The sequence below is a fragment of the Moorena sp. SIO3E8 genome (assembly GCF_010692445.1).
Taxonomy (GTDB): Bacteria; Cyanobacteriota; Cyanobacteriia; order Cyanobacteriales; family Coleofasciculaceae; genus Moorena; species Moorena bouillonii.
This window is the reverse complement of the sequence record NZ_JAAHHM010000093.1, coordinates 17745-27815: the sequence shown is the minus strand read 5'-3', so window position 1 is coordinate 27815 and position 10071 is coordinate 17745. Positions and strand designations below refer to the sequence as shown.

The following is a 10071-nucleotide window of genomic DNA, read 5'->3' as shown; positions in this document are numbered from 1 at the left end:
ACAAATATTGTCGATTTATTCACAGAAAGGATGGTTATGCTTATACAAATTAGATCCTGTCCTCCCTTTCCTCTCGCCGTTAACCCTACGGGTATAACGGGAGTCTCCAGGGAGGTGGACAGATGAAATTATCAAGTATTGAATACAAACTTTTGCCAAAGACGTTTAAAGCAGAAACATTAATAAGCTTTCTATTTACCCATGGAAAAACAGAATATAATTGGTGTCCTGATCAACGGATTCGAGACCATTTTAAAAAACTGAAAAGTGGAAAAATATTTGCCTGGGGCGCATTTTCAGGGGAAATTATGGTTGGCTTAATTACAGCAGAATTAGGAGGACAGTTTTGCCATCACTATGGCGAAAAGACATCAGCTGAAATTATAGAATTTGTCGTTCATTCTGAGCACAGGGGCATGGGTATTGGAACTGCGCTTGTAAACTGTGCAAAAAAATATATTTTTACACAGCATCAAGATATTAAAGAAATCTATGTAATGGTCCATGCAAGTAATGTAGCATCAAGCAGAGCATTTATTAAAGAAGGCTTTGCTGTTGTCATTACGTTTGATGATCCGTTTCGGAATAGACATACAACAGTTTTGAAAGTAAAAAAGGCAATACCGTCAACCAAGTTAACCAGAGTATTGGGGATACAGTCTGGGAATGCGGTTGATGGAATCGACATAGTTGTAGTTGATTTTGAAGAACCTCTGTTATCCTCGTCTCGGACGGTTTCAGAGCTCAAATATCATGTTGTTGCCTTTGAAACCTTTCCCTGGTTAAAAGAAAAGCGTCAAGAAATATTTGCTTTACGAGAAGGTAACTGGCAAGGATGCAATGCGGCAAATTATGGGATAGCAAAACATTTTGTTGAAACAGCACTGACATTCCTTGCTAAGCATTCTATTGCTAAAACAACAATTGATTTGGTATCTTCTCATGGTCAGACTATTCATGGACATCCCCACTGGGAAATTGGTGAATTATCATCTATTGCTCAAGGACTTGGTATCACAACAGTAGGAGATTTTCGTTCAGCAGATGTAGCAGCAGGTGGTAATGGTTCACCATGCACCTGTACTTATGATTACCTCATGTTACGCCCTCCAGTAGGAAGTTCAATGTGGCGTATTTGCATCAACATTGGTGGAACTTCTTCCGTGACATTTTGTCCACCCCAAGGTTCTGTAGAACTTCCTTCTGGACTTGATCCTGGATTAGGCGTTCTCTATATAGACTGGGCTGCAAATAAATGTGATCCTAACCTAGAATATGATAAAGATGGAAAGTTAGGTCTTACTGGGAAGATAAATAAAGCATTATTAGATGAGATGTTGCAACACCCTCATTTTCAAAAAAATCAGCTTCCCATATCAGTAGGTCCTGATGATTTTACACGTTCGTGCTTTGATCAGTGGCATCAGCAAGCAAAAGAACTTGGCTGTACAGATCAAGATTTTGTTGCAACTCTGACAGAACTTAGCGCGATGACAATTGCACTTGCGTGTAAAAAATTTGGACCATGTACTGACGATATCATTGTCAGAGGTGGTGTTCGTAATAACCCTTATTTTATGGAAAGACTACGAGTAAATTTGTGTCATGCTCTTGGACAAGATATTCAGACTTTACGTTCTCTCAATGATCTAGGATTTGAAGAAAAATCTTGGGAAACTGTCTTGTATGCAATGATGGGATTCCTCTGTATAAAAGGACTCTACAACTTTGTGCCATCATGTACTGGTGCATCCCATCCGGTTGTAGGTGGAAAAATTTGTCCTGGGAATAATTTTTCGTCAATTGAGCTTCAGGTGCTGGATTCGTTCAAGGGGGATTCCGGCACTGGTGTAGTCTGATGTACAGGCTAGAAGGCTTACTACTTGAGTTTAGACTAAAGCTTGAACAATGAGTCAATACAAGGGTTAAGTTGAAATTTCAATTTCAGTAAATTTGAAGAAAATTTAGGGTTGTTTTTTAAATTTCTTCGTTTTCTTTTGACTTTCAAACTGTCCTTTGCCCTTTTTAACGATATGATTCAAGTTCTCAATTGTTGTTTTATTCACTCTACCTACCTTAGATTCTTCTGAGAACTTGTGTTAAGTCTGATTGAGATTCTATTACCCTGACCCTATTAAGCGATGCCTTCAAAGCAGAACCTACATCTTTTAAGCCATTTCCGGTAATGATACAGACTACCACTTCACCCGATTTCAGGGTACCATCTTCCCAAAGTTTCTCCAGACCAGCCACACAAGCTACACCCGCTGGCTCTCCAAAAATACCCCACCGTTGCGCTACTGTCTTGATTGCCATTAAAATTTTTTCATCAGTCACTTCAATTATCATTCCTCTTGATTCCAGAATGGCCTTCACTGCAAATACCCCATCACGGGGTGTATTTACGGAAATGCTATCTGCAATAGTTGAGGCTTGAACAGATTCTATATCAATGCTTGCCTTATTTTGAGCAGACCGCACTGAAAGAGCAATAGCATTACTGGCGAAAGATTGAACTCCTGCCATTTTTGGCAGACGATCTATATAACCGATCCCATAAAGGTCTTTAAATCCCTTCCATAATCCGCTCAAAATATTCCCATCGCCAACCGAGACTATTACCCAGTCAGGGACATGCCAATCTAGCTGTTCACAAATTTCATAAGCACAGGTTTTTTTGCCTTCCCGTGTTAGGGGATTATATCCGGTACTTCGGTTATACCATCCCAATAAATTGGAGGCACGTATGCAGAGGTCATAAGCATCATCATAAGAACCAATGACACTATACACACGAGTCCCAAAAATACACATTTGGGCTATCTTAGCTTCCGGTGCCTTATCCGGCACAAAAACGGTCGTTTCTATTCCCATACTGGCAGATAAACAGGCTAAAGATGATCCGGCATTACCAGTAGAGGCAGTTGTGAGATGGGTAATACCTGCCTCTTGTGCCGCTTCCAAAACAATCGCTGTCGCACGATCTTTGAGAGAACCGCTAGGATTTCGTCCCTCATCTTTGATAAAAAGCTTGATACCATACTCATTGGGGACTGGATAAAGAGGTGTCCAGCCCAATTGTAGTGGTCGTTCTGGCATTTTTTTCAGCGGTAGAAAAGGCAGATATCGCCAGATGGAGTAAAGTTTGTTTTGACGGAAGCTAGTTTTGGGGTAGTTGTTACGTAAAGCTTTGTAATTATAAGCTATATCTAAATTTCCTTGGCAGGTAGGACATTGATAGCGAATTTCTGAAATTTGCCATTCTTTATTACAACGGATACATTTTGCTCCTTCAATATACATATTCATGGAACCTTTTCTTAATCACTTATAAACGATTCAATTTTTGTTCCCAGATTATTAGTTAGTGCCAAATCATAGATAAATTTGCCCAGTGCAACATCCAGAACGCCCAGCCCGAAAGGACTAAAAATGACAGTATCATTAGATTTTTCTCTAAGAGAGATGCGTTTCTGAATTATATCAACAAGTGTTCCTTTGATAAAATGAGTATTACCTTCTTGTTGTTGGGCAAGGTGGATTGAAGTATTGGCGCGGCAAACATGGTCTGGATCATCTACAATGTTAATGTTTGTTGAAATAATTTGCGGCGATATATCCCGTAATGAGATAAGCAAGATAGTCCTAGAATCTAACTGAACAGTAGGTAATTCATAGATATAAGGGGTGGCTGCGGTTGTTGCCAGTGAAATGAGAGGAGTAGACTCTAGAACCTGTTCTGCCGATGTGGCAACTTTCAGATGACAACTTGGAGCAATATCTTGAACTTTTGAGACAAAAGCTGTTGCGCGTTCAGGCTGCTTGTCAAATATCGTCAATGTTTTCAAGCTCTGAAAAATCGTGGAAAGAAATCGGAAGACCTCAAGATTGATTAGCCCGCATCCGATAAACCCGGCTTCAATCACATCCTCATTGACCAAGTTTTTGGCGGCAAGGGCTGCACTAGCAGCGGTTCTCTTGGCACTAATAATTGAACTTTCCATGATGCTGAGGGGATGTCCAGTTTCCATGGAATTGAGTATTAACACTGCAGAAGCCCTTGCTATATCCCGCTCAATATTAGCTGGAAAAGATGCAATCCATTTGATACCTGCTACATTAAAAGGTTCTCCCAAGTAAGCTGGCAAAGCAATGATACGATTGCTCAGGTTATCAGGAAATGTTAAAAAGGACGAGTGTGGCAATACACTTTTTCCCTGAGAATGTAGCTCATATGCCTGTTGCACCACATCCATGATTTTATTTTCCTGCTTGTTTAACAAGGATTCAATTTCTTGTTGTTTTAAAATTAGGATATCTGATTTTTGTGGCATTAATTATAGTTACCCTTTTACAAGGATTTTACACGGAAAAGCTTAAATTTATGAATTTTGTGCTTTGATTGTAACAAATGTCATATAGTCATTGACATCGAATTTTTTTAACGTTTGTTCTAAACATTTTGTATACTCTTGTAATTCGCTGTTCGATAATCTGTCACTTTCCATTTCAAGTGGTTCTGACATAGAAAGCAATTGAGGTGTTTCGTGAACTACTTGCGGGCTTTCAAATCCAGTCTGTCTCAGCAGCTCGAGCATCTTCTCTTTTTCAATGGCATTGTTTTTGGCAAGTGCCACATAAATCCTGAATATTATGCTGGCAACAGAATCATTGCTGATTGGAGTAATTTTTTGATCTATGGCTTCTTTTATTAACTTATCTAGCTCTGGAGGCATTGAAGCTTCAGCCTTGTAAGCCTCTTCACAAAAAACAAAATTTACTCCCGGCTTTAACACTCGAAAAACTTCAGGAAATACTTTATTCTGATTCACAAGGCAAATACAGCAATTCGATATGACATAATCGAAGAAATTATTGTCAAAATCATACTTTCCCAAACCTATATCTTGAACATAAAAATCTGTCGCACTCTCATCAAGAGCAGTGCATTCTGCTGCACATGCTTTGGCTCTTGTAATCATCTCAGGCAAGAAATCCAATCCAATAGACAGCCCGCCCGGCATCACTTTCAGTCCGCCGAGTATAACATCTGTCCCTACTCCGCATCCCAAATCAAGAAGCTTCATTCCAGGTTGCAAATCACAAGCTGAGGTAGGATTACCGCAGGCAATCCCCATAATGGCTTTGGGAGGTAACATATCAAGCTGTATGTCAGTATATCCGCTTGCCAACATGCTTGCCCTATTATTTTGAATTAATTCATTTTTTGCTAAAGCTCCATACTCAGCTTTAATGTATTCTGACATAGTTTATCATCGTTATTGAATGGTGTAAAAAAGGAGTCAGGAGTCAGAAGGGAAGAATACAGAAGTTTTTTTAATAAAAAAACGACAATCATTGGTTTACAACTCATCTAGAAATGCTTTCGTTACCCTTTCACACTAAAAAGCTTGATTTTAGGAGCAGGGGTACCACGAAAATTCTGACTGAGAAGTTTTTTATAATACTCTTCACCAAAGTTCTCTTTAATCCACGTTTCTGAATAAAGAGTCTTTAAATAGCGGTCACCTCGGTCAGGAAGGATCATAACACAGATGCTGTCACTTTTCATCTGGTTTTGCATAGCCTCTACCGCAGCAACAACCCCCCCTGACGAAGCACCTGCCAAAATTCCTTCCCGTGCTACAAGCTGATGACAGCAACGAATACAATCTTGATCGGAAACGAGGATATAACCGTTAATTAGCTCATCGTTACAATGTATAGTTCTGACTCCAGCTCCCATACCTGGAAATCGTCTTATTGTTTGCTCATTGTCAAAAATTTGACTCCCCTTGACATCCACTGCAATAATTTGTGTATTGAGATTTTTTTTGCGGATGTATTCTGCACATCCCCTGATAGTGCCGCAGGTACTCACAGCACAAAACAAATAGTCAACTTGCTCGTTTAGTTGTTCTAATATTTCGCGCATCGTTTCATAATGTGCTAAGGGATTATCAATATTGGAATACTGATTTATCCAGAAGAAATCTGGATTTTTATGGCATAGCATTTTTACCCGTTTTAGCCTTGCCTGGAGAAATTCACCAGTTTTAGGATCAGGTTCTGATACATAGTCAATTTCTCCACCATAGGCTTTGATAATATCGATATTTTGAGTGCTAGCCTTCGGATCTACGATACAAATCAACTTTAATTTGTAATAAGCACATACTTGGGCTAATCCTATACCAAGATTTCCAGAAGTTGATTCAATTACAGTGGTATTTTTCTTGATATTTCCATTTTTAATAGCATTCTCAAGCATTTTGAGAGCAGTTCGGTCTTTAATACTTCCACCGGGATTAATAGTTTCTAATTTAGCAAAAAAGTTTATTGACGTTGTATCAAAGAGATTAGACAGTTGAATAATAGGCGTATTTCCAATTGCACTTATAATTCCTACCATTGTTTTTTTAGGCTTTTTCAAACATTACTGAGATGTCCGAATAGTTGAGCTATCGGAATTCACTTGGTGAAGTGTACAGGGAAATTGGGGCTAAGACAACACATCCATAGCCCCCACTGGGAGAATATTATACCACACGCCACGTTATCTAGTAGTTGATTATTACCCAGAAAAACCCCAAGATATTAACCCGATAAGGCATCCGGCGTGTGACCCTTTTATTGTGAACATGGGGGGTTATTTCTCAATATAAGAGTGATTGTCCATCGTGGGATGCGGTTGAACATGCGAGTCAGTTGGCTGTTGATAATCAGTTAGGCGTGTGGGGGAATCCCGCAGCGGTCAAGCCCTGGAATTATACACATAGTAATTAGTTGGGGTAGATCTAGCGAAACTGCGATATGCTTGTTATAATATCAAAAATCCACGCTGTTGGATCAAGTCATCAGAATCGACAATTGCTGTGGTTTTCTGTGGGTGATGCCAGGCCACGTTGCTGCAAAATCTACCGAAATCAAGATGTTATTATCCTGCTGCGGTGGAAAGTTATGTAGCTTAAACCCTCTCAGTGAGTACAGCAGGGTAATCCCATTGGAATCGAGTGATAAAATTACCCAAAATTTTGGGTAATCGCGCCCCCTCCTTATAGGACGGCTTTCTTTTTAAGTTAAAACTTGACAGTTTTCACGAAGCGTGTTAGAGGATATCTGAAAAGTTTTTTTATACTGAATTTTGCCCCCCTAGCCCCCCAACTTTGGGGGGAACAAGAGTCAATTTGCTTCTAAAAGTCCCCCAAAATTGGGAGATTTAGGGGGCTTGGATGTAGCAAATGAGACTTCTCAGACAACCTCTTAGTATAAAAAAATAACAAAAAACAATTAATACTCTAGATAAACAAGAGCTTAAAATAAGTAGATGATGTAAAAAATAAGCTAAGATATCAGCTTATTGCATAATCAAATCTAACGATTTGGATATCTACGAAAACATAAGATCAAGAAAAAGTTTATCTAACTTGTTAAGTATATTAGGTACGGTGGGGTTTGAAGTTACCGTAATCAGAGGGTCGCCTTTATATTTTTAGGGTTATGCAGAATAGGGATCAAGGTTTTGTACTAAGGCGACCCTGTCTTGATGCAGCGCGGTCTTGGGGTTTCCCCCAAGACCGCGCTGCATCGCTCTGATAAGGTTTCGTTTCCGGCACACCTAAACCTAGGTCATAGACCAAGTACGCTTGTGGAGAGGAGACCTCTATTTTTTCTGGCTCCGGCCTGGTTAAACAAGTCACCTCGTAGAAGCAAGAATCCCCGTCCTTCCAGGGTGGGGAGTGTCAATGTAAAATAACCGGAAACTTGACAGCACAAGGCGAGTTATAAAGCGCACAAAGCCAGATAAAATTGAGCTAAGTGCAACAGGGATATCATTGATGAGCTACTGGAGAATATTCTTTACCCTTCTCCCCGCTGGATTTCCTGGACAATCTCTATTTGAGTACCCATAGCATCCAAGGTGACTACAGCTCCCTTGAGGTTGAGCAACTTCAGCAGTTGTGTCAACACAGCCTCGATTGTCGGAAAGTTTCCTTCTACTCTTTATTTCTTTTGTCAAGTACAATTTATACCAAATCCAATGGGATTACCCTGCATTAATCAGAATCTGATTGACCAAAGGTCACGCTACGCGAACGCATTTCTGTTGAACCTGATTACTCGGTAACTTTCGGGTCAATGCCCATCACCCTTAACCGCTCTGCTAGCCACTGTGACCGTTGTCGTTCTTGCTCTATGAACAACCTTGGCTGTTGTGCTTGTTGAGCCTCCCTTTCCGTAGAGGTCGGAATTCAATCAAATGTGAATTCTCAAGTGTGAAGTGTGAAGGTTAGCTTGTTTATTTGTTCACCTTTGGCCTCCCTGATCCTTCACAAGAATGAAACAGCCCTAGAGGCTTCAGCCGTGGGAGGATGTCAAATACCCATGTTCTAGGAGAAATTCCGGGGACATTTCATCCATCGCTTCAGCAGCTGGTACTCGATTACCCAGCAACTTATCGACATATTTCCCTAAAATGTCACTTTCGATATTCACCCAATTGCCAGTCCGTAAGTGGCTAAGATTCGTATAGCTGTAACTATGGGGAATCACCGCTACTTTGAACCAACTGCCGTTGGGGTCACACTCAGCAATCGTTAGGCTGACCCCATTGACAGCAATGCTACCCTTAGGAACAAGATAACGGGCTATCTTATGCTGCCACACATCCGTCAAAGAAGCTGGTGCTGTAAAGCACATTTCCCAGGAGTTTGGTGTTTGTAAAGATTGCGTTAAGCAGCCAATACCGTCAATGTGACCCGTGACAAAATGACCCCCTAGCTTGCTACCCACACGCAAAGACGTTTCCAAATTAACGTAGGAGGTTGTCTGTAGCCGTTGTCCGAGGGTGGTGCGCCCCTGAGTTTCATCAGAAGCAGTGGTCGAGAAGCCTGTGGGCAAAACTTTCTCTACCGTTAGGCAAATTCCGTCCACTGCTACACTATCACCAGGTTCTAAATCCTGTAAGATAACATCCATAGCATCAGAGGTACCGGAGACAATAAAGCGATCGCTTCCCATTGGTCCAATTGTGCCGAGAGCTTGAATTAATCCTGTAAACACTGTTGTTTATACTGTTCTTCTGTAAGCGGATGAACTGGTGCAACTAGACTGTTAGTAGGAAAAGAGCTGGCATAGGTTTGTATTTTTTTAGTGAAGTGGCCAAACAAATTTCCTGAGACTAAGGCATACTTGGAGAATACAATCTTGTTGATCTCACCGAATTGGATTCTCAAGGGCTAATCTTACCGTTGACCGGTAACGTGAAAAGAACAGATCTGGCAAGCGCAAGTTTCGGTGCCCGTCTGTACAGTACTAGTTTACCGCTTCGCTTTGATGCCCCTGATGCTGACCGTATTCTAGAGGCTAAGCTGATGATTGAAATGAGAGTTGCTGGCATTGCAGTAGATACTGTAACACGTAGCCCCATCGTGTTACTCAAAGATGTCTTAGATCGGCGTGCTCTGCCAATCTATATTGGGCAAGATCAAGCAAAGGCAATTATCAGTGCTTTGGAAAGACAAACACCACCCCGTCCCCTGACCCATGACCTAATGGTCAATTTTCTAGAGGAGTGGAGCATAACACTGGATCGTGTTATAATACACTCTCTCCAAGATAACACATTCTATGCCAGCCTATGTGTTAGTCAGGGTGAGACAAAGAAAGAAATTGATGCTCGACCAAGTGATGCCATCTCGATTGCCCTGCGCACTGGCAGTCCGATTTGGGTGATGGAAGAGGTGATTGCTGATGCTTCGATTCCTGTAGACCAAGATAAGGATGAAGAGGAGCGTAGAGCTTTTCGGGAATTTGTCTCTAATATCCGCCCAGAAGATTTTCTTCACCGTGGAGGATATAGTCGTGGTAGCTAAAGCCAAAATATTGGGATTAAACGGGATTTAACAGCAACAATATATTAATTGCTCTGTCAAAAAATTATGGAGATGTTTCTGAAAGCCTTACCATCTAGCCATTGGTGAGAGTTTTCCAGATGCTCTAATCCTGATGCTATACCCTAAGTGAGCGTTGGGATAAATGGATATATCCCAAACTATCTATACCCGAAGC

General features: G+C 40.9%; 8 protein-coding genes. 2 read left to right on the top strand and 6 right to left on the bottom strand.

The annotated features are described in order from the left end of the window. Positions 1–122 precede the first annotated feature (122 nt). Positions 123–1859 (top strand): anhydro-N-acetylmuramic acid kinase, encoded by a 1737-nt coding sequence (locus tag F6K46_RS27955; protein WP_293061856.1) that lies wholly within the window; start codon positions 123–125, stop codon positions 1857–1859. A 217-nt stretch (positions 1860–2076) separates the two neighbouring features. Here F6K46_RS27955 and thrC read toward each other — a convergent pair whose 3' ends face one another. From thrC to F6K46_RS27925, 6 genes are all read right to left on the bottom strand, one after another. Then, positions 2077–3309, bottom strand: a complete 1233-nt coding sequence (thrC, locus tag F6K46_RS27950) for a threonine synthase (RefSeq protein WP_293061854.1) — start codon at positions 3307–3309, stop codon at positions 2077–2079. A gap of 11 nt (positions 3310–3320) precedes the next feature. Next, positions 3321–4334, bottom strand: a complete 1014-nt coding sequence (gene sbnB / locus F6K46_RS27945) for a 2,3-diaminopropionate biosynthesis protein SbnB (RefSeq protein ID WP_293061852.1) — start codon at positions 4332–4334, stop codon at positions 3321–3323. A 48-nt stretch (positions 4335–4382) separates the two neighbouring features. After that, positions 4383–5267 (bottom strand): methyltransferase domain-containing protein, encoded by an 885-nt coding sequence (locus tag F6K46_RS27940; protein WP_293061850.1) that lies wholly within the window; start codon positions 5265–5267, stop codon positions 4383–4385. Between the two features lie 122 nt (positions 5268–5389). Continuing rightward, entirely contained in the window at positions 5390–6433 is a 1044-nt protein-coding gene (sbnA, locus tag F6K46_RS27935; protein ID WP_293061849.1) for a 2,3-diaminopropionate biosynthesis protein SbnA, read from the bottom strand. A 1925-nt stretch (positions 6434–8358) separates the two neighbouring features. Then, the gene (locus F6K46_RS27930) at positions 8359–9063 is read right to left on the bottom strand and encodes a riboflavin synthase (protein ID WP_293061847.1); all 705 of its coding nucleotides are present in this window, start codon (positions 9061–9063) and stop codon (positions 8359–8361) included. Further along, entirely contained in the window at positions 9048–9236 is a 189-nt protein-coding gene (locus F6K46_RS27925; RefSeq protein WP_293061845.1) for a hypothetical protein, read from the bottom strand. Before F6K46_RS27925 ends, F6K46_RS27930 begins: the two co-directional genes overlap by 16 nt. Positions 9237–9374: 138 nt before the next feature. Between F6K46_RS27925 and F6K46_RS27920 the strand changes: the two genes are divergently transcribed. Further along, the gene (locus F6K46_RS27920) at positions 9375–9875 is read left to right on the top strand and encodes a bifunctional nuclease family protein (RefSeq protein ID WP_070396955.1); all 501 of its coding nucleotides are present in this window, start codon (positions 9375–9377) and stop codon (positions 9873–9875) included. The last annotated feature ends 196 nt before the right edge of the window (positions 9876–10071 follow it).